Annotated in this window: 28 protein-coding genes; 25 read left to right on the forward strand and 3 right to left on the reverse strand. The window is 38.0% G+C overall.

Annotated features, from left to right (window positions below):
• Positions 1 to 11 precede the first annotated feature (11 nt).
• The 25 genes from rpsE (at position 12) to CYP43_RS02400 (ending at position 18,574) form a co-directional block, all read left to right on the forward strand.
• Positions 12 to 455: a 30S ribosomal protein S5 gene (gene rpsE / locus CYP43_RS02280; protein ID WP_002941646.1), complete on the forward strand. Its 444-nt coding sequence runs from the start codon at positions 12 to 14 to the stop codon at positions 453 to 455.
• A gap of 15 nt (positions 456 to 470) precedes the next feature.
• Positions 471 to 872: a 50S ribosomal protein L15 gene (rplO, locus tag CYP43_RS02285; RefSeq protein ID WP_021089212.1), complete on the forward strand. Its 402-nt coding sequence runs from the start codon at positions 471 to 473 to the stop codon at positions 870 to 872.
• Entirely contained in the window at positions 872 to 2,134 is a 1,263-nt protein-coding gene (gene secY / locus CYP43_RS02290; RefSeq protein ID WP_103580105.1) for a preprotein translocase subunit SecY, read from the forward strand. Before rplO ends, secY begins: the two co-directional genes overlap by 1 nt.
• Before the next feature lies 1 nt (position 2,135).
• Complete coding sequence (gene map, locus CYP43_RS02295) at positions 2,136 to 2,894, forward strand: type I methionyl aminopeptidase (RefSeq protein ID WP_103582355.1); 759 nt, start codon at positions 2,136 to 2,138, stop codon at positions 2,892 to 2,894.
• Between the two features lie 34 nt (positions 2,895 to 2,928).
• On the forward strand, positions 2,929 to 3,147 hold the full coding sequence (infA, locus tag CYP43_RS02300) for a translation initiation factor IF-1 (RefSeq protein WP_002848031.1): 219 nt from the start codon (positions 2,929 to 2,931) through the stop codon (positions 3,145 to 3,147).
• A 189-nt stretch (positions 3,148 to 3,336) separates the two neighbouring features.
• Positions 3,337 to 3,450, forward strand: a complete 114-nt coding sequence (gene rpmJ, locus CYP43_RS02305; protein WP_002941545.1) for a 50S ribosomal protein L36 — start codon at positions 3,337 to 3,339, stop codon at positions 3,448 to 3,450.
• Between the two features lie 3 nt (positions 3,451 to 3,453).
• Complete coding sequence (gene rpsM, locus CYP43_RS02310; RefSeq protein ID WP_012140556.1) at positions 3,454 to 3,822, forward strand: 30S ribosomal protein S13; 369 nt, start codon at positions 3,454 to 3,456, stop codon at positions 3,820 to 3,822.
• A gap of 22 nt (positions 3,823 to 3,844) precedes the next feature.
• Positions 3,845 to 4,237 (forward strand): 30S ribosomal protein S11, encoded by a 393-nt coding sequence (gene rpsK / locus CYP43_RS02315; protein ID WP_103582356.1) that lies wholly within the window; start codon positions 3,845 to 3,847, stop codon positions 4,235 to 4,237.
• A 25-nt stretch (positions 4,238 to 4,262) separates the two neighbouring features.
• Entirely contained in the window at positions 4,263 to 4,889 is a 627-nt protein-coding gene (rpsD, locus tag CYP43_RS02320; RefSeq protein ID WP_054197275.1) for a 30S ribosomal protein S4, read from the forward strand.
• 14 nt (positions 4,890 to 4,903) lie between these two features.
• A complete protein-coding gene (locus CYP43_RS02325; RefSeq protein WP_103582357.1) occupies positions 4,904 to 5,920 on the forward strand; it encodes a DNA-directed RNA polymerase subunit alpha in 1,017 nt (338 codons plus the stop codon).
• 11 nt (positions 5,921 to 5,931) lie between these two features.
• On the forward strand, positions 5,932 to 6,288 hold the full coding sequence (rplQ, locus tag CYP43_RS02330) for a 50S ribosomal protein L17 (RefSeq protein ID WP_002941584.1): 357 nt from the start codon (positions 5,932 to 5,934) through the stop codon (positions 6,286 to 6,288).
• 271 nt (positions 6,289 to 6,559) lie between these two features.
• Positions 6,560 to 7,561 carry a hypothetical protein gene (locus tag CYP43_RS02335; RefSeq protein WP_103582358.1) on the forward strand — a complete coding sequence of 334 codons (1,002 nt, stop codon included), beginning with the start codon at positions 6,560 to 6,562 and terminating at the stop codon, positions 7,559 to 7,561.
• A 123-nt stretch (positions 7,562 to 7,684) separates the two neighbouring features.
• Positions 7,685 to 8,293, forward strand: a complete 609-nt coding sequence (locus CYP43_RS02340) for a hypothetical protein (RefSeq protein WP_103582359.1) — start codon at positions 7,685 to 7,687, stop codon at positions 8,291 to 8,293.
• 23 nt (positions 8,294 to 8,316) lie between these two features.
• Positions 8,317 to 9,039 carry an ABC transporter permease gene (locus CYP43_RS02345; RefSeq protein WP_258032132.1) on the forward strand — a complete coding sequence of 241 codons (723 nt, stop codon included), beginning with the start codon at positions 8,317 to 8,319 and terminating at the stop codon, positions 9,037 to 9,039.
• Positions 9,036 to 9,728: an ABC transporter ATP-binding protein gene (locus tag CYP43_RS02350; RefSeq protein WP_103582361.1), complete on the forward strand. Its 693-nt coding sequence runs from the start codon at positions 9,036 to 9,038 to the stop codon at positions 9,726 to 9,728. Before CYP43_RS02345 ends, CYP43_RS02350 begins: the two co-directional genes overlap by 4 nt.
• A 76-nt stretch (positions 9,729 to 9,804) precedes the next feature.
• A complete protein-coding gene (locus CYP43_RS02355) occupies positions 9,805 to 10,722 on the forward strand; it encodes an NrtA/SsuA/CpmA family ABC transporter substrate-binding protein (protein WP_103582362.1) in 918 nt (305 codons plus the stop codon).
• 208 nt (positions 10,723 to 10,930) lie between these two features.
• Positions 10,931 to 11,206, forward strand: coding sequence for a NifU family protein (locus tag CYP43_RS02360; protein ID WP_021091089.1), 276 nt, complete (start codon positions 10,931 to 10,933; stop codon positions 11,204 to 11,206).
• The gene (locus CYP43_RS02365) at positions 11,193 to 11,747 is read left to right on the forward strand and encodes a hypothetical protein (protein ID WP_021091130.1); all 555 of its coding nucleotides are present in this window, start codon (positions 11,193 to 11,195) and stop codon (positions 11,745 to 11,747) included. Before CYP43_RS02360 ends, CYP43_RS02365 begins: the two co-directional genes overlap by 14 nt.
• Entirely contained in the window at positions 11,725 to 13,008 is a 1,284-nt protein-coding gene (locus CYP43_RS02370) for a UDP-N-acetylmuramoyl-L-alanyl-D-glutamate--2,6-diaminopimelate ligase (protein WP_103582363.1), read from the forward strand. Before CYP43_RS02365 ends, CYP43_RS02370 begins: the two co-directional genes overlap by 23 nt.
• A 2-nt stretch (positions 13,009 to 13,010) precedes the next feature.
• Complete coding sequence (gene panD / locus CYP43_RS02375) at positions 13,011 to 13,358, forward strand: aspartate 1-decarboxylase (protein ID WP_002941539.1); 348 nt, start codon at positions 13,011 to 13,013, stop codon at positions 13,356 to 13,358.
• A 3-nt stretch (positions 13,359 to 13,361) separates the two neighbouring features.
• A complete protein-coding gene (locus CYP43_RS02380; protein WP_002941513.1) occupies positions 13,362 to 13,676 on the forward strand; it encodes a YbaB/EbfC family nucleoid-associated protein in 315 nt (104 codons plus the stop codon).
• The gene (locus CYP43_RS02385) at positions 13,673 to 14,782 is read left to right on the forward strand and encodes a DUF7488 domain-containing protein (protein WP_103582364.1); all 1,110 of its coding nucleotides are present in this window, start codon (positions 13,673 to 13,675) and stop codon (positions 14,780 to 14,782) included. The genes CYP43_RS02380 and CYP43_RS02385 overlap by 4 nt, the downstream gene beginning before the upstream one ends.
• Positions 14,779 to 15,675, forward strand: coding sequence for a polyprenyl synthetase family protein (locus tag CYP43_RS02390; protein ID WP_103582365.1), 897 nt, complete (start codon positions 14,779 to 14,781; stop codon positions 15,673 to 15,675). Before CYP43_RS02385 ends, CYP43_RS02390 begins: the two co-directional genes overlap by 4 nt.
• 136 nt (positions 15,676 to 15,811) lie before the next feature.
• Positions 15,812 to 17,722, forward strand: a complete 1,911-nt coding sequence (gene tkt, locus CYP43_RS02395) for a transketolase (RefSeq protein WP_103582366.1) — start codon at positions 15,812 to 15,814, stop codon at positions 17,720 to 17,722.
• 57 nt (positions 17,723 to 17,779) lie between these two features.
• Entirely contained in the window at positions 17,780 to 18,574 is a 795-nt protein-coding gene (locus tag CYP43_RS02400) for an undecaprenyl-diphosphate phosphatase (protein ID WP_103582367.1), read from the forward strand.
• A gap of 109 nt (positions 18,575 to 18,683) precedes the next feature.
• On the opposite strand, the gene CYP43_RS02405 is transcribed toward CYP43_RS02400, so the two are convergent.
• From CYP43_RS02405 to moaC, 3 genes are read right to left on the reverse strand one after another with little or no spacing between them, the layout of a single operon-like run.
• Positions 18,684 to 19,922: a hypothetical protein gene (locus tag CYP43_RS02405; protein ID WP_085658575.1), complete on the reverse strand. Its 1,239-nt coding sequence runs from the start codon at positions 19,920 to 19,922 to the stop codon at positions 18,684 to 18,686.
• A 10-nt stretch (positions 19,923 to 19,932) separates the two neighbouring features.
• The gene (locus tag CYP43_RS02410; RefSeq protein ID WP_021091143.1) at positions 19,933 to 20,199 is read right to left on the reverse strand and encodes an HP0495 family protein; all 267 of its coding nucleotides are present in this window, start codon (positions 20,197 to 20,199) and stop codon (positions 19,933 to 19,935) included.
• Positions 20,174 to 20,650, reverse strand: coding sequence for a cyclic pyranopterin monophosphate synthase MoaC (gene moaC / locus CYP43_RS02415; protein WP_180382178.1), 477 nt, complete (start codon positions 20,648 to 20,650; stop codon positions 20,174 to 20,176). Before moaC ends, CYP43_RS02410 begins: the two co-directional genes overlap by 26 nt.
• Between the last annotated feature and the right edge of the window lie 278 nt (positions 20,651 to 20,928).

A 20,928-nucleotide genomic window follows, 5' to 3' on the forward strand; every position in this document is an offset into this window, starting at 1 on the left:
AAGGAAAATCGATGGAAAAATATAATAGAGAAGAATTTGAAGAAGTAATCGTCGATATCGGTCGGGTTACAAAGGTTGTTAAAGGTGGCCGTAGATTTAGATTTACAGCTTTAGTTGTTGTTGGTAATAGAAATGGTCTAGTTGGCTTTGGTTATGGTAAAGCTAAAGAGGTACCAGATGCGATGAGAAAAGCGATTGACGACGCATTTAAAAATATTATCCACGTTAAGATCAAGGGCACAACTATCCCTCACGATGTAGAGGTAAAATACAACGCAAGTAGAATGCTACTTCGCCCAGCTAGCGAAGGTACTGGTGTTATCGCTGGTGGTAGTGCGCGTCCTATTATCGAGCTTGCAGGTATTAAGGATATCCTTACTAAATCACTTGGCTCAAACAACTCAGCAAATGTCGTTCGTGCTACTATAAAAGCACTTAGTTTGCTAAAAAGCTAAGAGAAAGGAGTTAAGATGGCATTAGAAAAATTAACACCTGCTGCAGGTTCAACTCATGCAACCAAAAGAATAGGTCGTGGTCAAGGTAGCGGCAATGGCAAAACTGCTGGCAAAGGTAACAAAGGTCAAAGAGCAAGAAAAGGCTACAATGAGAAAAGAGGTTTTGAGGGCGGACAGCAACCACTTCAAAGGCGTCTTCCAAAAGTAGGTTTTACTTCTAAATTTGAAAAACCTTATGTTATTAATGTCGAGAAAATCGCAGCTATAAAAGAGCTTGCTGAAATTTCAATAGCAACAATAGCTAGCGTTCATAAAATTTCAAAGAGCGTTACTAAGATAAAACTAATCGGTGCAAGTGCAAAAGCTCTTGCTTCTAAGATCAAAGACGAGAACGTTAGCGTTAGCGGAACAAAATAATGGATAAAACACTGACCAACAAGATTTTAATCACGTTGGCATTTTTGTTCGCATACAGGATACTGGCTTATGTGCCAGTTCCTGGTGTTAATGTCGACGTAATTAAAGAATTTTTTAATTCAAACAATAGCAATGCCTTGGGCCTATTTAATATGTTTAGTGGTAAGGCTGCTGAGCGTTTAAGTATTATCTCTTTAGGTATCATGCCTTACATTACAGCTTCGATCATTATGGAGCTTTTAGCAGCAACATTTCCAAAATTAGGTCAGATGAAAAAAGAGCGTGACGGTATGCAAAAATATATGCAAATCATACGTTATGCAACCATTGTTATCACTCTTGTACAATCAATCGGCGTTTCTATCGGACTTCAAAGCTTAAGCGGACGTGGTGGCGAACAAGCTATCATGATAGATATAAATTTATTTATCGCGATCTCTGCTGTGTCTATGCTAACTGGAACTATGCTGCTTATGTGGATAGGCGAGCAAATAACACAACGTGGTATAGGCAATGGCATAAGTCTTATCATCTTTGCCGGTATCGTCTCTGGCATACCTAGTGCAATCGGTGGGACTATAAATTTAGTAAATACTTCTGAAATGAATTTCCTAACAGTCATCGCTATTTTGGCAATTATCTTAGCTACCATTGGTGCTATTATATTTGTCGAGATGGGTGAAAGGCGTATCCCTATTTCTTACTCAAGAAAAGTGATAATGGAAAATCAAAACAAACGTATAATGAACTATATACCGATCAAAGTAAATTTAAGCGGTGTTATTCCACCGATATTTGCTAGTGCGATTTTGATGTTTCCAAGTACGATCTTGCAAGCTAGTACAAATCCAATCATCCAAGCTATCAATGATTTTTTAAGTCCAAATGGCTATATGTTTAACGTTTTAACATTTTTATTTATCATCTTCTTTGCGTTTTTCTATGCATCGATCGTGTTTAACACAAAAGATATAAGTGAAAATTTAAAGAAACAAGGCGGATTTATCCCAGGCGTTAGACCAGGTGAGAGTACAGCTAGCTATCTAAATGAAGTAGCTGGAAGGCTAACTTTAGGTGGTGCTTTATACTTGGGTATCATTTCAACACTGCCTTGGGTACTTGTAAAGACTATGGGTGTTCCATTTTATTTTGGTGGCACGTCAGTACTTATTGTGGTTTCAGTAGCACTTGATACGATGAGGCGTATAGAAGCCCAGTCTTATACAAACAAATACCAAACTCTAAGTGCAGTAGGTCTATAAAATGGCTATCACGCTTAAAAGACCAGCTGAGATAGAGAAAATGAGAGCGGCGAACAAGATCGTCGCTCGAACTCTTGATCATGTTTCTACAATCATAAAACCTGGAATTTCACTTCTTGAGATAGATAAAATTTGTGAAGATATGATAAGGGCTGCTGGAGCAAAACCTGCTTTTAAAGGGCTCTATGGCTTTCCAAATGCAGCTTGCATAAGCGTCAATGAAGTGGTGATCCACGGAATCCCAAATGAATACAAGCTAAAAGAGGGTGATATCGTTAGCGTTGATATCGGCTCAAATTTAGATGGTTATTTTGGTGATTCAGCTAGGACTTTTGGGGTTGGTAAAATTTCAAAAGAAGACGAGGCTTTGATTGCTTGCTCAAAAGATGCGCTATATTTTGCGATTGATATCATAAGAGCTGGTATGCATTTTAAAGAAATTTGCTACGAGCTTGAGAAATTTATAATAGGCAGAGGCTATGTACCTTTACGTGGGTATTGTGGTCATGGCATAGGCAAAAGGCCACACGAAGAGCCAGAAATTCCAAACTATCTTGAAGGAAACAACCCAAAAGCTGGACCAAAGATAAAAGAGGGAATGGTATTTTGTATAGAGCCGATGATCTGCCAAAAAGACGGCACGCCAGTTTTAGGAAGCGATAACTGGAAAGTAACCTCAAAAGATGGTTTAAGAACTAGCCATTATGAGCATTGCATGGCGATAGTTAATGGCAAAGCCGAAATTTTAAGCCAAGCGTAAAATTTATGGCAAAAATTTAAAGAAAGGAGAGTTTGTGGCAAAAGACGATGTCATTGAGATTGATGGAAATGTTGTTGAAGCACTACCAAATGCAACTTTTAAAGTTGAGCTTGACAACAAACATATAATTTTATGTCATATCGCCGGTAAGATGAGAATGCATTATATAAAGATAATGCCTGGCGACCGCGTAAAAGTAGAACTTACGCCATATAGCCTAGATAAAGGCAGGATCACTTATAGATATAAGTAAATTTAGCCTCTTGGCAAATATGCTAAGTAAATTTAAAGCTGGTTTTGGATAAAATCCAAGCTTTGCGAAAAGCTGTATGAAGAATTATTTTCAAAGTTCCCCACTTATTTTGAAAATAGTTGGTCTAAATTTTTTCTTTAGACCTGATGCAGCCCCTAAAAAAGTGGAATAAATTTTTAGGAGACTAAAATGAAAGTTCGTCCTTCTGTAAAGAAGATGTGTGACAAATGTAAAATTGTCAAACGTAGTGGCATAATTCGTGTTATCTGCGAAAATCCAAAACATAAACAAAGACAAGGATAAGGCATGGCACGTATTGCAGGTGTAGATTTACCAAACAAAAAGAGAATAGAGTATGGTTTGACTTATATCTATGGTATAGGTCTTTATAAATCTCGTCAAATTCTTGACGCAGCTGGAATTTCTTACGACAAGAGAGTTTATGAGCTTAGTGAAGATGAAGCGGCAGCTATCCGTAAAGAAATTCAAGAGCATCACGTCGTTGAGGGTGACTTGAGAAAACAAGTTGCTATGGATATCAAAGCTCTTATGGATCTTGGAAGTTATAGAGGTCTTCGCCATAGAAAGGGTCTTCCTGTTCGTGGTCAAAAGACTAAAACTAATGCTAGAACCAGAAAAGGCAGACGTAAAACTGTCGGTGCAGCTACTAAGTAAGGCAAGGGTTAAAGGATAATAAATGGCGAAAAGAAAAATTGTTAAGAAAAAAGTAGTTAGAAAAAGTATAGCCAAAGGTATCGTTTATATCAGTGCAACATTTAACAATACTATGGTAACTGTAACTGATGAAATGGGAAATGCTATTGCATGGAGTAGTGCAGGTGGCTTAGGCTTTAAAGGTAGTAAAAAATCAACTCCTTATGCAGCTCAACAGGCAGTTGAAGATGCTCTAAATAAAGCAAAAGAGCATGGTATAAAAGAAGTTGGTGTTAAGGTTCAAGGTCCAGGTAGCGGACGTGAAACGGCTGTTAAAAGTGTAGGAACTGTTGAAGGAATTAAAGTATCTTTCTTTAAAGACATTACACCTTTACCACACAATGGTTGTAGACCGCCAAAACGCCGCCGCGTATAATTAGAGAAAAATAGGAGAAATTATTATGGCTAGATATACAGGACCTGTTGAAAAATTAGAAAGACGTCTTGGTGTGTCTCTTGCGTTAAAGGGCGAAAGAAGACTTGCTGGTAAAAGTGCTTTTGAAAAAAGACCTTATGCACCAGGACAACATGGACAAAGAAGAGCAAAAATAAGCGAATATGGCTTACAACTTCGCGAGAAACAAAAAGCTAAATTTATGTACGGTGTTTCAGAGAAACAATTTAGAAGATTATTTCAAGAAGCAGCACGCCGCGAGGGCAACACTGGTGCTCTTTTGGTTCAACTGCTAGAGCAAAGACTAGATAATGTTGTTTACAGAATGGGCTTTGCAACAACTCGTCGTTTTGCTCGCCAGCTAGTAACTCATGGACATATTTTAGTAAATGGTAAAAGAGTAGATATACCATCTTACAGAGTTGAGCCAGGTGCAAAAGTAGAGATTGTTGAAAAATCTAAGAACAATCCACAAATTGTTCGTGCAATAGATCTTACAGCGCAAACTGGTATTGTTGCTTGGGTAGATGTTGAAAAAGAGAAAAAATTTGGAATTTTCACTAGAAATCCAGAAAGAGAAGAGGTTATCATTCCTGTTGAGGAAAGATTTATAGTAGAGCTTTATTCAAAATAATAGAGGGTATAAAGATGAGAAAGATTACTACATCAGCTTATATGCCAACTGAAATTGAAGTTAAAAGTGTTAGCGAAAATGTTGCTAACATTACAGCGTATCCTTTTGAGGCGGGCTATGCTGTTACCTTGGCTCACCCATTGCGTCGTCTTCTTTACACAAGCACAGTAGGTTTTGCTCCTATTGGCGTAAAGATAAAAGGCGTTAGCCATGAATTTGATAGTATGCGTGGTATGCTAGAAGACGTAGCATTTTTTATTATAAATTTGAAAAAAATCAGATTTAAATTAAAAAGCGCCAGCGAGCGCGAAGTTATAGAGTATAGCTTTAAAGGACCAAAAGAGATAACTGGGGCTGATCTAAATAATGATCTAGTTGAGATCGTTAACCCAGATGCATACCTTGCTACAATAAATGAAGATGCTGAGTTAAATTTTTCAGTTATCATTCAAAAAGGTATCGGATATGTTCCTAGTGAAGAGATCAGAGAAGAGATCGAAGACGACTATATCGCACTTGATGCTTTTTTTACACCTGTTAAAAAAGCAGTTTATGATATACAAAATGTCTTGGTTGAGGATGACCCAGACTATGAAAAGATTGTATTTACTATAACAACTGATGGTCAAGTTAGTCCGATAGAGGCTTTTAAAAATTGTTTAGAAGCCATGTATCAACAAATGTCAGTATTTAAAGGAATTTTAGATATTGATGTTAGTACTCCAGTTACTAGCTCAAGTGCAGGCGGTGAGTTTTCAAAGTTACTTTCTAGCGTAGAAGATCTAAATTTAAGCGCTAGAAGTTTCAACTGCCTTGACAAAGCTGATATTAGATTTATTGGCGAGCTTGCATTAATGGACGAAAATGAGCTTAAAGAGCTTAAAAATTTAGGTAAAAAATCTCTTGAAGAGATTAAGGCGGTTATGGAAGAGATAGGCTATCCAGTTGGTACCGATGTGTTAAAAGATGGCAAAGAGCAACTAAGAAAGAAAATAACCGAGCTTAAAGCACAAATGAGTGTAAAAGAATAAAAGGACAATAGATGAGACATAAACACGGATATCGCAAACTTGGTAGAACGTCATCTCATAGATCTGCATTGCTTAAGAATTTAGCGATAGCTATCATCAAAAGCGAAAAGATAGAGACAACTTTACCAAAAGCAAAAGAGCTTAGAAGCTATGTTGAAAAGCTTATCACAAGAGCTAGAAAGGGAGATTCTAACGCTCACAGAGCAGTATTTGCTTCATTGCAAGACAAAGAGACTACAAATAAGCTAGTTACTGAAGTAGCTCCAAAATTTAAAGAGCGCAACGGTGGCTATACAAGAATCATCAAAACTCGCGTTCGCAGAGGCGACGCAGCCGAGATGGCTTATATAGAGCTAGTAGCTGAATAATTATTAGAGAGCTTCGGCTCTCTTTTTTTAGTTTCTTGAATATAAAATTAAAATAAAATCCTTCTTTCAAAAGCTTTCTCAAGCTATAAATTTCTTTAATTATCTACCAAAATTATTAACCAAAAATCATAAACTTTCATGGTTAAAAGTTGTAAATCTTCTAATCTAAAATCATATATTTTAAATTTTTACCTTTAAACTCTTTACTAAAATTTTATTTTATAAAGACGATATTTGTTTCAGGTGTCTAATAAATTTCAAAGGATTTGAGATGATAGGTAGTGTAAATGGAGTTGGGACAAATTTTTATATTGGCTCGCAAAGTAGTAGAGCGCAAGAGCTTGATACTAAAAATACTAAATCCAATAAAGACAAAAATTCTTTAAATGATTTATCTAGTAGTTTGGTTGATGAACGAAAAAGTCATACCGATACTAGAGGTGAGCCAATAAATTTAAATGAAACAAATACGATAAAATTTCAAAAAAATAGCGAGAATCTAACATTTGCTAGCAATTTCTCGCTATCAGGCATAGCTGCCAATGGCAAGATAAGTATCTGGGGCAAGCTCATGGGATACGATAAACAAGTCAGCCAAGATGAGATAAATGATCTCAAAAATTTTATCAACCAGACCAAAGCACTTGGTTTTGGCAGAGCTCACGAAGAGATCATAGGATATTATCCAACAGATGTTGATCTCTTTGCAAAAGAATACACATCAAAACTTGATAACACACTTCTTGGACTTAGCCATAAGAGCCACGTGGAAGGGTTTGAGATACTTGATAAAGACCTAAGCATAGATGAATTTAAAGATAAGTGGATTGATTATGCGCTTAGGCAGTATCTTGGCGAAAGAGTCGGCGTGGAGAGCATTACAATAGGCAAAAAGGCTATCTCTATGCTAACAAGCACTAATAAGCCCCCAGTTGAGTATCAGACGCTACAAAATATAAATTTCACTGACGAAGAGAGCAAGCAGAGATTTCTCACACTCATGAAAGCTGGCATGAAGAGTGGGGCGGATTTTAAAGAGGTGGTAGAGGGCGTGCTCTCGCTTTATAATGTGCAAAATACGGACAAACTTGATGGCAACAAAGTCTATGCTTCAGTGATCGGACGAAGCGAGAAATTAACTACTTACGACATCAACAAAGATGAGAAATTTGCCTATCTTAAGGAGCTAATGCAGCTTGAGAAAAACGGAGTTGATATACTAAAACTAATGGAAAAAGTGGAGCAAAAACAGAAATTAGATATAAAAGTGTAGGCTAAGTTTAGCTTTTTGTGCCGCCTATCTTTTATGATTTTAGTTATAAGCGGCTCTTTTTACTTGGTTTAAATTTTTAAATGATAGAATCTTGATTTCTATTATTAAAATTACGGAGAACTCGTGAGAAAGCTACTTTGGCTAAATCCCGTTGTAAAAAATATGTATGACCTCTCTGTGTTAAAAGAGCTCTTGCAAAATAAGGGCTTTAACATAGTAGAGTGCGAAAAAGATCATGTTAGTGATATCAAAAATTCATATAAAAATTTATGTTCTAAAGGCATGGTTTTAGACAGTCGCTGTCCAAGAGCTGTAAATTTTATAAGATCAAATTTCAAAGAATTTTCAAATAATATTTCAAGCTTAAATCCCATTTTAATTGAAAGCGCCATTGAGCTTAGCTCGAAGCTAAAAGAAGATGAGTGGCTTTATATAACAACGCCTTGTGAGGACTTGGCTGAGCTTGGAAATTCTTTAAAATTGGAGCAAACTACATTTTTAACATGGAAAAAATTTAAAGAGCTAAACGATATAAATTTACAAACAAGCAAAATAGAATCAAGTCCGATCCCGCCCGGATTTTTTGAAAATTTAGGTATAAAAACACTAAGTTTGTGTAGTAAAGAAAAGATACAAAACGCATTTTCATATAAATTTAGTGAGCTTAAAAACTATCAGATCATCGAGCTTTTGTACTGTAAAAATGGCTGTCACAATGGAGATGGGCTGTGAGGGAAATTTTTAAAAAGAGCATTTTGATCTTAGCAATCTTTGCCCTCTGGCAGGTCGTTTGCGAGCTAGAAATTTTCACGCCGTATATCTTGCCAAGTCCTATTACGACACTTAAAACGATGTTTGATATGAGCTTAAGTGGTGAGCTAATAACGCATGTGACGATTAGCTTTAAGCGTATATTTGTTGGCTATACTTTTGCTTTTGTTTTGGCATTTATTTTTGGCGGAGTGGCGGCGCTATTTCCAAAAGCTAGTATTTATTATGAGTGGATTTTAGAATTTTTTAGAAATGTTCCGCCACTTAGCCTTATTGCTATTTTGGTGCTTTGGTTTGGCATAAACGAAACTCCAAAAATTATTATTATCATCCTAGCATCATTTTTTCCAATGTTTTTAAGCATTTCAAAAGGGCTAACTAGCTGCGATGTGAAGCTTATTGAGGTTGGTAAAATTTTTTGTTTTAGTAAATTTGAAATTTTTTACAAAATCATCCTAAAAAATGCAATAAAGGATATCTTTGTAGGTATGCGCATAGGTTTTGGCTACGCGATGCGAGCGATTGTGGGAGCGGAGATGATCGCAGCTTCTAGCGGGCTAGGCTATCTTATACTTGACGCAGAGGAGCTTTCGCGCGCGGATAGGATATTTGTTGGCATTTTTACGATAGGAATTTGTGGTGTGCTCATAGATAGGATATTTTTATTTTTGATATCTAAATTTAGCCTTTTGCGAAGTGAAAAATGATAGAAATTTTAAATTTATCCAAGCATTTTTTTATCCATGATAAGCGTATCGACGTTTTAAAAGAGCTAAATTTAAGCATAAAAAAGGATAAGATCACCGTAATACTTGGTAGAAGTGGTTGCGGTAAAACGACTCTTTTAAGGCTTATTGCTGGACTTGAGGGCGTAAGCCTTGGCGAGATAAATTTTAAAGAGCAAGCAAAGATCGGTTTTGTATTTCAAGAGCCTAGGCTCATGCCTTTTTTAAATGTCTATGAAAATATCGTATTTGCGCTTAAAAAGCATGAGATAGAGCCTACAAAAATCGATAGTCTGATATCTATGATAGGGCTTAGCGACTTTAAATTTGCGGCCGTTTCGCAGCTCTCTGGCGGTATGAGCTCGCGCGTTTCGCTTGCTAGAGTGCTTGCGTACGAGGCAAATTTGATCCTTATGGATGAGCCATTCGCAGCACTTGATGCTTTTACGAGAGCCAGCATGCAGGCTGAAATTTTAAAGCTTCAAGCCGGCAAAACCATCATTTTTGTCACTCATAATGTCGATGAAGCCATATATTTAGCAGATGAGATAATTTTGCTTGAAAAAGGTGGGATGAAATCAAGCTATGACCTGTCAAATCTAGCTAGGCCAAGAGATTTGCTTTGCGATGAGCTAATAAACTTAAAGCGTAAAATTTTGAGCGAAATTTAGCATTTTATAAAATGATAATTAAAACCAAAACGAAGCAAAAAGTTATATAATTTGGAAAATTTTTAAAGGAGCAAATATGAGAAAGTTTTTTAAGATTTTGTGTGCAGCCTCTTTGCTTTGCCTAGTAGCAAACGCAAGTGAGCTAGATAAGATCGGCATGACCTACGTCAAATCGCCGCTAAACGTCCCCTCAATCGTCGATAAATTTAAAGGCTTTTATGCTAAATCTTTTGGTATGCCAGTAGAGTACTCTGAGATAACATCAGGTGCAAAGCAGACTCAAGCTCTAGCTTCAAATTCGCTCCAGTTTCTAAACTGCGTGGGCGGAACTTCAGTCATACTTGCCGCGGCAAATAAAGCTGACATAAAGATTATAAGTGCATATTCAAGAGCACCTGAAGCTTTTGCGATATTTACTAAAGATAAAGGTATAAAAACCGCTAAAGACCTAAAAGGTAAAAAAATAGCAGGCCCAAAAGGTACGATATTAAATGAGCTTTTGGTTAGATATCTTGCTCTTGGCGGTCTAAGCATAAATGACGTAGAGTTCGTTTCTATGGGCATTCCAGCTGCACAAGCTGCACTTGAAAATGGTAGCGTCGATGCAGCACTTCTTGCTGGACCAGCTGCTTATAATGCTAAAAAATCAGGACTTAGTGTCGTAACAACAGGCAAGGGCGTTATCACTCCAGTCATCGTCACTGCCACAAGTGGAGAATTTTACAAAAAGCATAAAGATCTAGTTGAAAAATTTAAAAAGGCCCAAGATGAAATTTTGACTTTTATGAAAGCAAATGAAGAAGAGGCATTAAAATTTACGGCTGAAGAGACCGGGCTTAGCATAGAGGCGGTAAAGAGCATGTATCCGCAGTATGACTTTAGTCCAAAGATTACGGCTGAAGATATAAAAGCACTTGAAGCTACGCAAGAATTTATGCTTGAGAGCAAGATGATTGAACAAAAAGTAGATATAAAATCACTTCTAATAGATTAAACAAAAAGGGCGAAATTTGCCCTTTTGCCCTAAAACTAATAATCAAAAATTTACTAAATTTTAGCTCAAATATTTAAAAACCAAAGCTGATTAGGTGTGTCAAAAAGGTTTAAATTATAAAGCAAAATTAGCACTAAGCAAAAATATAGCCATTATTTTTTGCATTTTTATTTTGCTATAATAGCCCAAAAATTTAATAGGAAAAGATATGATCCCATTTAGCGATGAAGAACTTTTAAAACCAGTCAGTGCGAGTTTGCAAAAGGTATTACCGATGCTTGAAAATGATGGCGGTGGTATGGAGCTACTTGGCATAAAAAACGGCAAAATTTATGTAAGACTTACAGGGCATTGTCATGGATGCGCAGCTAGCACAACTACACTAAAATATGGACTCGAAAGACAACTTCGTATGGATATTCACCCAGAGCTTGAGGTCGTAAATATCCCGATTGGCGAGGAATTTGACATTGATAGATTATAAAAAAATAGGCATTAAACACTTTAAACGCTCAAAATTTAAAGAAGCGATCTTTTACTTCTCTCTAGCTTACGAAAAGACACAGGATAAAAATTTACTATTTTTGATACAAATTTGCTCCCTTGGCGAGAAAAATGCAGAGGAAGCAAAACTTTTATTTGACTATTTTATGGATAAACTAAGAGCTGGCGAAGATGATGAAGGAATGGATGAAATTTTAAAAATTTTAGAATCAAGATTGGCTAGCGATGAGTATTTTGAAGAGCAAGACGCGATCAGCTACGAGGACTTTAAAAAGGCTGTTTATAAGGACGGGAGCTTCAAAAAAGTCTTTGAAAATATCATGTTCTCAACCAAGGTCATGATCTCAAACAAAGATGATTTTTTAGAATTTTTAGGAAATTTGATAAAAAATGACTTTATCGAAATGAGTATAAACTATCTTGAGAGTGCGGCGGTGATGTTTGGCGGTGATGAGCGCATAGATCAGCTTTTTAAAGAGATACAAAAAAGACAAAACGATGAAAATATCAGTAGAAAATAGCTTCATAACAGATGACTCAAACGAGTGCGAAAATGGCTCATTTTTCGTGCAAACTGCTGCAAATTCAAAATTTGCAGAGGCTGCGGTAAAAAATGGCGCTAAAATAATCAGCCTTGAAGAGTGCAAGAAACTTTTAAAGATCGATGAAAACTTAAAGATAGTTGGCATCACAGGTACAAATGGCAAGACCACAACAGCTGCTGCTATCTATGAGACTTTACGAAATTTAGGCAAAAAATGCGGGCTAAGCGGCACAAGAGGGGCATTTATAGAGGGCAAGCAGATAGATGACAAGGCGCTTACGACGAGTGCCATTTTAAAGACCCTTTCTTACCTCAAAGTAGCTAGCGAGCAAGGCTGTGAGTACTTCGTGATGGAGGTTAGCTCACACGCGATCGCCCAAAAACGCATAGAGAGCTTGAAATTTGCTCTAAAAATTTTTACAAATTTGACTCAAGACCATCTCGACTACCACAAGAGCATGGAGGAGTATGCTAGAGTAAAATCAAGCTTTTTTGATGATGATGGCATGAAGCTTATAAATGCTGATGATAATGGCATTAAATTTAACCCAAAAAACGCTTATACGTATTCGCTTAAAAAACCAGCCAGCTTTGCACCAGTGGTTTATGGGCTAAAGGACGGCATAGACGCAGTTATCAAGACGCCAAATGGCGATGTGGAGATAGACTCAAGCTTGCAAGGTGAGTTTAATCTTTACAACCTAATCGCAGCACTTGGCGCCGTTTGCTTGCTAGAGCGACCAGATACAGCCGCACTTTCAAAGGCGATAAGTAAATTTAAAGGGGTTAGTGGCAGAATGGAAGTGGTTAGCACCGATCCGTTAGTCATCGTAGATTTTGCCCATACGCCAGATGGCATAGAAAAGGTGCTAAACTCACTTAGACATCTAAATTTGATAGCTGTCTTTGGCGCAGGAGGCGATAGAGATAGGACAAAGCGCCCTAAAATGGGAGCGATAGCCCAAAAATACGCAAGAATTTGCATCGTCACAAGTGACAATCCAAGAAGCGAGGAGCCAGAGAGCATAATCGATGAAATTTGCGCTGGCATGAGCCAAAATGAAAATTTGATACGAAACGCCAACCGCAAAGAGGCGATCGCGCTAGCCATTAGCAAGCTAGAACCCGGCTGGGCGCTTGTCATACTTGGCAAAGGCGACGAGCCATATCAAGAGATAAAGGGCATCAAGCACCCATTTAGCGACAAAGAAGTAGTAAAAGAGCTTTTAAAGAGGTAAAAATGAATATAGAAATTTTAGCTAGCAAGATCCACAGAGCCGTCGTAACAGACGCAAATTTAAACTATGTTGGCTCGATCAGCATCGGCGAGGAGCTTATAAAAGCTGCAAATTTGATAGAAAATCAAAAGGTTGAAATTTTAGACGTAAATAATGGCGAGAGATTTGCCACCTACGTGATAAAGGGCAAAAAAGGCGAAATTTGCCTAAACGGCGCAGCTGCTAGAAAGGTCTGCGTTGGCGACGTGGTCATCATCGTAGCTTATGCTAGCATGAAATTTAAAAAGGCTAAGAAATTTAAGCCAACCATCGTGCATGTAAATAACAAAAACGAGATCATAAAGGAGTAGGCGATGTTTGAGGGATTTGACTTTTCAAAGATGGGGCAGATGCTTGAGGATGTGCAAAAGCAGGCCAAGCAGATGGAAGAAGAGAGTAAAAATAAAGAATTTGGAGCAAAAAGCGGTGGCGGACTAGTAAGCGTGAGAGCAAACGGCAGCGGCGAGATACTTGATATCAGCATAGACGATAGCCTGCTTGAAGATAAAGAGAGCATGCAAATTTTGCTAATAAGCGCCGTAAATGACGTGCTAAAGTCGGTTGAGGCCGATAAGAAAAACACCGCTTCAAGGATGCTTGGCGGCCTTGCTTCGATGGGGATAAAATGAGACTAAATTATAAATTTGTCCTTGCTTTTTTGCTATCATCTCTTTTCTTAAACGCCGATCCTAGGCCTACGCAAGAGGACTTTAACGCCTGCTTTGAAAAGAACAAAAACTCAATCGTCTCGGTAAATAAACACTTTGGCGTGGCTATCACTAAAAATTTGATCGCAGTGCCAAAAAGCGAGGGAGCTCCGCTTGATGAATATGTCAAATTTGACCCATATTTGCAGCTTTTTTTGGTCCGCTCTAGCAAGGAGCTAAGCCCTGTTGTTATGGCTGATGAAACAAATGAAGAGCGTATCAAAAAAAGCACTTGGGTTGGAATTTTAAATGACTCTAACAACACCGTCATGGGTCACATCAAATCTTTGGGGCAAAATTTAGGCGACTTTGATACGCTAAGTTTTGAGTACAACGCAACTGGCGAGATAAACACACCTTGCTGCAAGATGATAGGTATAGCTGTTGGAGCTGATAAATTTATACCAAACCGCTATTTAAAGCACTTTGTATCTTATGATGACGTCTATTACGGCGATATCGGCGTGAAATTTTTGCAAAAAGAGGATAAATTTTTTGTGGGTCTTGTTGATCCTTTGGGCCGTGGCAAGATGATGATGGTCGATGATGAGCTTGTTACGATAAATGGTATCAAGCCAAAAAGCCTAAGAGAGCTAAATGAGATGGTGCTTTTTGCTCCAAAGGGCGCAAAGCTTGACATCATCGTGAAGCGCGATAAGCAAGAAATGCTCTTTCAGGTGCCAGTAAGTGGGGATGTGAAATTTAACCAAAGCCTCGATGTAGACGCCCCTTCAAGCCTTGATATACCAAATTTTAACATCATGCCAAAAGATCCACAAACGATGCTTGATGATAAGATTTTGGTGGATTATGGTATCACGGTGGATAAAAATTTAGTCGTTACCAAGGTCGAGCCAAAGTCAAATGCAGAAATTTTTGGCATCAAGACCGGCGATAAAATTTTGGGTTTTGATAAACAGAGCGTGAGTAGTCGTGAAGAGCTTTTAGAGAAGCTTGGTGAGTTAAAAAATTTTACGCTTCTATTTACTAGAAATGACTTTCAATTTTTTGCAAGAGTGCCAAAATGAGCTTACTTGAGGACTTTGTAAAATTTTTAAACGAAAATTTACCAAAGGCGCCTAGCTTTCATCCTTACTACGAGGAGGCGCTTGGCGTTATGCTAAAGGCTGGAGGCAAGCACTTTAGGGCGCTTTTGCTTCTTGGCGTGGTAGAAAGTGTGGATAAAAGCCTCACGCAAAAGGCCATGAGAGTGGCTTTGGGGCTTGAGATGATGCATACTTATTCGCTCATTCATGATGATCTACCTTCGATGGATAACGCAAGCCTTAGACGTGGCACACCAACACTTCACGTAACCTACGATGAGACGACTGCTATACTTGCAGGAGATGCACTAAATACCCATGCTTTTTATGAAATTTCACGTGCCAATTTGCCAGCTGAAACACGTATAAAATGCGTGGAAATTTTAAGCGAGAATGCTGGCGTTAACGGCATGGTGCTAGGTCAGGCGCTGGATTGTTTTTTTGAAAATACAAACAAAGAGGACATCAAAAGGGCAAAGACTAAATTTGGACTCTCTGGCAAGATGCTAAACCTTGATGAGCTAGTCTTTTTACACATCCACAAAACTGCAAAACTCATCGCTGCAAGTCTAAAAATGGGCGCTGTGATAGTAAATTTAAGCGAAAGAGAGTGTGAGAAAATTTATGATATTGGCCTAAAGCTCGGGCTTGCTTTTCAGATACAAGACGACATCATCGATCTTACAAGCGACGAGGTTGCCGCTGGAAAGCCTGTGCATAACGACTTAGCTAAAAACTCATTTACAAATTTACTTGGCCTTGAGGGCGCAAAAAAGAAAAAAGACGAGCTTATTTGCGAGATAGAAGAGGCACTAAATCAGATAGACTCTGGCATAGCAAAGATGATCTTAGAGCTTACGGATAAACACCTTTAGATAAAAGCTAGAAATTTCTAGCTTTTTACTACTAAAAATTTAAAAATTTATATCACTATTTAGACATTTTGGACAAAAATGCAAGGCAAGTTTTAATCACTTTTTTGTATAATCTGACGTAATAAAAGGAGATCATATGCTAAAAAAACAAGCCGATACTATAAGATTTTTGTGCGCTGACATGGTGCAAAACGCTAACAGCGGACACCCAGGTGCACCTATGGGTCTAGCTGATATTATGGTGGTTTTAAGCAACTTTTTAAAACACAATCCAAAAAATCCAAAATGGCTAAACAGAGATAGGCTCGTTTTTAGCGGTGGTCACGCTTCAAGTTTGGTTTATAGCTTTTTGCACCTAAGCGGCTACGATTTAAGCCTTGATGAGCTTAAAAATTTTCGCCAACTTGGCTCAAACACTCCAGGACACCCAGAGATTCACACTCCAGGCGTTGAGGTTGCTACTGGCCCGCTTGGTCAAGGTGTAGCAAACGCAGTTGGCCTAGCCATGGCAGAAAAATACGCCGCAAACGTGCTAAACGAACCAGACAATAAAATAATCGATCATAAAATTTACTGCCTTTGCGGTGATGGCGATCTTGAAGAGGGCATAAGCTACGAGGCATGTTCAATCGCAGGAAATTTAAGACTAGACAACCTTGTGCTCATCTACGACTCAAACAACATCACGATCGAGGGCGACACGGCGATAGCTTTTAGTGAGGATGTCAAAGCCAGGTTTGAGGCGCAGGGCTGGGAGGTCGCGCGCATCGATGGACACGACTACGATCAGATCGAATTTGCACTAGAGCAGGCAAACGAGAAAGAGTCGCCATATCTTATCATCGCAAACACACGCATAGCACGTGGTGCAATGGAGCTTGAGGGCTCACACCACAGCCACGGCGCGCCACTTGGCGAAGAGATCATCAAAAAGGCAAAGGCCGCAGCTGGCTTTGATCCTGAGAAGAAATTTGCCATTGACGAGGACGTGCTTTTAAGGTTTAGAGGTGCAGTTGAAAAGGGTGATCTTGAAGAAGCGATGTGGAACAAAAAGGTTGAGGCACTAAGCATTGAAGGCAAAAATTTACTAAACTCGCTTCTTAATCCAGACTTTAGCAAGATCGAATTCCCTGACTTTAGCGACAAGAAGCTAGCCACAAGGGATACAAACCATGCCATTTTAAATGAAATAGCTAAAAAACTACCTGGCTTTATCGGTGGTAGTGCTGACCTTGCTCCTTCAAATAAGACTGAGCTAAAGGGTATGGGCGACTTCCCAAATGGCAAAAATATCCACTACGGCATTAGAGAACACGCCATGGCAGCTATCAATAATGGCATCTCAAGATACGGCCTTTTCTTGCCATTTTCAGCGACATTTTTCATCTTTAGCGACTATCTAAAGCCAAGTGCGAGGATAGCAGCGCTAATGGGCATCAAGCACTTTTTTGTCTTCACGCACGATAGCATCGGCGTTGGCGAAGATGGTCCGACACATCAGCCCATCGAACAGCTTAGCACATTTAGAGCGATGCCAAATTTCTATACTTTTCGCCCAGCTGATGGCAACGAAAATGCAGCTAGCTGGAAAGTGGCTCTAAATTTAAATGCTCCAAGTGCCTTTGTGCTTAGCCGTCAAGGGCTTGATCCACTTGCAAAAGGCGAATTTGGCGAGGTTAGTAACGGCGCATATCTTTTAAGCTCGTCAAAAGATGCGAAGATAACATTTATAGCAAGCGGTAGCGAGGTCTCACTCTGTGTAAAGGCAGCTGAAATTCTTGGCGAACAAGGCATTGGTGCAAACATCGTGTCAGCTCCTTGTTTTGACCTACTTTGCGAGCAGCCAGATGAATACGTGGCTAAAATTTTAGACAAAAACACGACGATCATCGCAGTTGAAGCTGCAACTGGCTTTGAGTGGTATAAATTTGCCGATGCAGTTTATGGCATGAATAGCTTTGGTGCTAGCGGAAAGGCTAACGAGCTATTTGATCACTTTGGATTTACTCCGCAAAAACTTGCAAATTTTGCTAGCGAACTTATATAAATTTAATCTTGGGGAGTAAAATCCCCAACTGCAATCTAAAATCAAAAAAGGCATTTTATGGAAATTTCTCACGTTATCGTTTTGGCCTTGGTGCAAGGCATAAGCGAATTTTTACCCATTTCAAGCTCGGCTCATCTTATCTTGGTGCCAAAGCTACTTGGCTGGCCAGATCAGGGGCTTGCCTTTGACGTGGCAGTACACGTTGGTACGTTAAGCGCGATACTTTTTTATTTTAAAGATACGATTTTTAAGCTACTTCGTGACTTTTTTGCCTCGATCGCACAAAGAAAGATGGTAGGCGATAGCCTGCTTGTCTGGTGCGTGGGATTTGCTACCATTCCAGTTGGGATCTTTGGACTTTTGTTTAACAACATTATCGAAGAATACGCAAGAAGCGGCGTTGTGATCGCTATTACTACGATCATCTTTGGCATAGCACTTTATTTTGCTGATCTTCGCTCGACAAATAAAAGCGAATATGAAATGACCATAAAAATTGCTCTTATCATAGGCTTAGCACAAGCCGTGGCGCTCATCCCTGGCGTCTCAAGATCAGGTGTGACGATGACAGCAGCTTTATTTTTAGGTTTTAGCCACAAGGGAAGTGCGAATTTCTCATTTTTGATGTCGATCCCAGTCATCATCCTAGCCGGTGGACTTGAGAGCATAAAGCTCATAAAAGATCCAAATGCGCTTCCTTGGAGCGACATCGCCCTTGGTGTAATTATAAGTGCAGTTAGCGCTTATCTCTGCGTGAAGCTATTTATGGGGATCATCTCAAGAATCAGGATGCTTCCTTTTGTCATCTATCGCTTGATTTTGGGGACATTTTTACTTTATTTATTTTTATGATTTTAAAGTTTTAAAAAGTAAAAGCCAAGTGTGGAGAAATTTTTTACACTTGGCAAGAATATTTAGCGTGAGTATCTTTCAAGAAAAATTTCAAGATAAGCTTGGTAATTTAATCCTCTTTTTTATCTTTTTTAATAACATTTAGCAGATCTTTTGCAGCTTGATAAGCCCTATCTCCAAATTTCTTAGCTTCTGATTTGATATCAATTTGTTTTATGTCTTCAAATTTTTCGTTAGCTTTTTTCTCAAGATTAGCGATCTCTTGTTTGATCTCTTCGATTTTGTCATTTGTATCAAAATTTAGCTTTAGCTTTTTACTCTTGTCATTTAGCTCTTGCTTTAAGGCTTCAAATTTATTATTTGCCTCGCTCATAAGCTTTGCCATGCCGTTTGACTTTAGCTCTTCTATCCTTGAAATGATCTGCTCTCTTGCTTGATCGCTAATACGTTTAAATTTTGCTAGGTTTGTATCTAGCTCGCTATTTATAACGTTTTCGATCTCGTTTCTTGCTACACCTTCAAATTCCTTTTCAAGTTCCCTAAGCAATGCTATAAATTCTTCATCAATATTTTTTAAATTTAGTAGTTGTGAGTTTAGCCTAAGCTCATCTGGAGCAAATTTCGCCTCATCTTTAAGTTTTTCTATGGCTCTTAAAATGCCATCTCTTGTGCCACTTATCGCTCCACTTATCAGCTCTTTTGCAAAGATATGACCCTCATCTGCTAAATTTGCCGCTGCTATGATGATATTTTTTGAAATTTCAAGTATTCGCTCTTTGCTAAACTCTCCTCCAATTATCGCAACATAGGTCATATTTTTAGCTATCGCACCAGCTGTTTCTTCGACATCTTTTGCGCCTTCAAGAGTTGTCAAAAATGCGATTTGAGCACTTTCTTTTAAAATTCCAAGAAGCCTTGTTTCTCTAATGATCGCATTATTTAAAAGCTCTAAAATTTCCTCTTTTTCACTAAAATTTCTATCTTTTACGACTTCTTCAGCTGCTTCAAATGAAATTTTAAGTCTATTTTTTATCTCTTCTCGTTTTGCTTCTATTGCACGATTTAGCTCATCTTTTTTATCAAGTAGCTCGTAAAGCGCCTTTTCTTCAGCACCGACAATGGCTTGATTTATTCCCTCCATGGCACTTTTTAGATTTTTTGCATTTATGAGATCTTCTTTGTTCATCTTGTCATAAAGCTCGTTCATTTTAGCCTTTAAAATTTCTGGCAAAGCATTTATATCTTTGTTCGCAGCATCCTGAAAGAAGTTATTGCAAAGAGCTTTTATACTTATTAATAAGCCATCGCTGCTTTTATAATCATGTAAATTTTGTTCTAAATTATTCATATCTTTTACCTTATAAAACGTATTTTGCTTCGTGTTTTAGTGCTGAAAATATCTCTAGTCTCTCTTCTTCGCTCAAAACTAGTACGGCTAAGTCATAGCTAGCGTATTTTTTATCTTTGCTAAATTTTGAAAAAACTAGCTTAAATTCTCTATCTTTTACTATCTCTTTTACCTTTTCTTCTACATTGACATCTGCATCAAATATTATTTTGTATTCCCAATGTGTTGGGTAATCAATTTTTGCTTTTTTGTTATTTAGATCGCATATACTCGCCACTTTTTCCTCCTGTTTTACTCTCTAACACGATATTACTTATTTCCATACTTTTATCTATAGCTTTTACCATATCATAAATGGTCAAAAGCCCCACGCTAACGCCAGTTAATGCCTCCATCTCAACGCCTGTTTTGCCCTCTATTTTTACGCTCACATAAAGCTTAAAAGCACAAATTTCAGGCAGCTCCTCGATATCACAATCCACACCTAAAATAGCTAATGGATGGCACATTGGGATTAGTTCGCTTGTCTTTTTTGCACCCATTATTGCAGCGACAACGGCTGTTTGGATGACTGGGCCTTTCTTGCCAGTATTTTCTTTTATCGCTCTAAAGGCCTCTTTGCTCATTTTGATGATCCCGCTAGCAGTTGCTACTCTTTTAGTTGGATCTTTTGGGCTTACATCGACCATTTTTGGGCGGTCTTTCTCATCTAAATGCGTTAGCATTATCTCTCCTTTTTTGGCGGATTATAGCCTATTTAAACAAATTTAAATTACCAATGGCTTTAAGCTAAAAATATATCAAACACATAAAATTTAGCTTTTTACTTAAATACTAAAGATTTCTCATTACTTAATATAATTATTTAATTTAAATAATTTTCTTAAGAAATAATTTAAATTTAAATTTAAATTATTATACAAATTAGCACTAAAAATAAGTGATTCAATAGATAATAAATTTTATTAAAGCCATATTAGTATTGATTAAATCATAATGTCTATAT

The sequence above is a fragment of the Campylobacter concisus genome, assembly GCF_002913045.1.
Taxonomy (GTDB): Bacteria; Campylobacterota; Campylobacteria; order Campylobacterales; family Campylobacteraceae; genus Campylobacter_A; species Campylobacter_A concisus_AP.

Coding starts and splice junctions, on each gene's coding strand:
- CYP43_RS02350 (WP_103582361.1), top strand. CDS start 9,036: ATGATAGAAATTTTAAATTTATCCAAGCATTTTTTTATCCATGATAAG.
- CYP43_RS02405 (WP_085658575.1), bottom strand. CDS start 19,922: ATGAATAATTTAGAACAAAATTTACATGATTATAAAAGCAGCGATGGC.
- rpsM (WP_012140556.1), top strand. CDS start 3,454: ATGGCACGTATTGCAGGTGTAGATTTACCAAACAAAAAGAGAATAGAG.
- rplQ (WP_002941584.1), top strand. CDS start 5,932: ATGAGACATAAACACGGATATCGCAAACTTGGTAGAACGTCATCTCAT.
- CYP43_RS02400 (WP_103582367.1), top strand. CDS start 17,780: ATGGAAATTTCTCACGTTATCGTTTTGGCCTTGGTGCAAGGCATAAGC.
- map (WP_103582355.1), top strand. CDS start 2,136: ATGGCTATCACGCTTAAAAGACCAGCTGAGATAGAGAAAATGAGAGCG.
- rpsD (WP_054197275.1), top strand. CDS start 4,263: ATGGCTAGATATACAGGACCTGTTGAAAAATTAGAAAGACGTCTTGGT.
- panD (WP_002941539.1), top strand. CDS start 13,011: ATGAATATAGAAATTTTAGCTAGCAAGATCCACAGAGCCGTCGTAACA.
- CYP43_RS02360 (WP_021091089.1), top strand. CDS start 10,931: ATGATCCCATTTAGCGATGAAGAACTTTTAAAACCAGTCAGTGCGAGT.
- CYP43_RS02335 (WP_103582358.1), top strand. CDS start 6,560: ATGATAGGTAGTGTAAATGGAGTTGGGACAAATTTTTATATTGGCTCG.
- CYP43_RS02325 (WP_103582357.1), top strand. CDS start 4,904: ATGAGAAAGATTACTACATCAGCTTATATGCCAACTGAAATTGAAGTT.
- CYP43_RS02370 (WP_103582363.1), top strand. CDS start 11,725: ATGAAAATATCAGTAGAAAATAGCTTCATAACAGATGACTCAAACGAG.
- rpmJ (WP_002941545.1), top strand. CDS start 3,337: ATGAAAGTTCGTCCTTCTGTAAAGAAGATGTGTGACAAATGTAAAATT.
- tkt (WP_103582366.1), top strand. CDS start 15,812: ATGCTAAAAAAACAAGCCGATACTATAAGATTTTTGTGCGCTGACATG.
- rpsE (WP_002941646.1), top strand. CDS start 12: ATGGAAAAATATAATAGAGAAGAATTTGAAGAAGTAATCGTCGATATC.
- CYP43_RS02355 (WP_103582362.1), top strand. CDS start 9,805: ATGAGAAAGTTTTTTAAGATTTTGTGTGCAGCCTCTTTGCTTTGCCTA.
- CYP43_RS02385 (WP_103582364.1), top strand. CDS start 13,673: ATGAGACTAAATTATAAATTTGTCCTTGCTTTTTTGCTATCATCTCTT.
- secY (WP_103580105.1), top strand. CDS start 872: ATGGATAAAACACTGACCAACAAGATTTTAATCACGTTGGCATTTTTG.
- CYP43_RS02380 (WP_002941513.1), top strand. CDS start 13,362: ATGTTTGAGGGATTTGACTTTTCAAAGATGGGGCAGATGCTTGAGGAT.
- rplO (WP_021089212.1), top strand. CDS start 471: ATGGCATTAGAAAAATTAACACCTGCTGCAGGTTCAACTCATGCAACC.
- rpsK (WP_103582356.1), top strand. CDS start 3,845: ATGGCGAAAAGAAAAATTGTTAAGAAAAAAGTAGTTAGAAAAAGTATA.
- CYP43_RS02390 (WP_103582365.1), top strand. CDS start 14,779: ATGAGCTTACTTGAGGACTTTGTAAAATTTTTAAACGAAAATTTACCA.